The 459-nt window shown below is 55.3% G+C and carries 1 protein-coding gene; it reads left to right on the forward strand.

The features are described from left to right. Positions 1-459 (forward strand): hypothetical protein (locus GTGU_RS26275; protein WP_038163865.1); only part of this gene is annotated, 459 nt, incomplete at both ends.

Raw genomic sequence — 459 nt, forward strand, 5'->3', positions numbered from 1 at the left:
CAGTACTGGACGCATCCGGGGAGCGGTCGACACTGTTCCGTCTTGAAGATGGTGCTGTCATGGCCGGGGACATTCAGGTTGCTGCCAGTGGCAAAGACGCTACCGGAGTTTATGTGACCGATGCCGGGACAGAGACGACGATTGGGAGCGGAAGTATTCTGGATATCAGTGGTGATGGCGCCACAGGCGTGTTCTCTACCGGAGGTGCAAAAGCCACTATTGAAAGTGGTGCGTCTGTCACCATCACCGGTAGTGGTGCAACGGCAGGAACCGTTGATGGTAATACCTACGATCTGGATGGCACTGTTGCGGAAGAAGATACCGGGGCAACACTGATTAACGCGGCATCCATCAGTTCGTCTGTTGCTGATGCGACTGCATTCACGGCAAAAAACAGCGGTACGCTGGAGAACTCAGGCGATGTCCTGCTGACCGGAGCAAACTCCACGGCCATTAAGG

Origin of the sequence: Trabulsiella guamensis ATCC 49490 (assembly GCF_000734965.1) — a bacterium.
GTDB classification, from domain to species: Bacteria; Pseudomonadota; Gammaproteobacteria; order Enterobacterales; family Enterobacteriaceae; genus Trabulsiella; species Trabulsiella guamensis.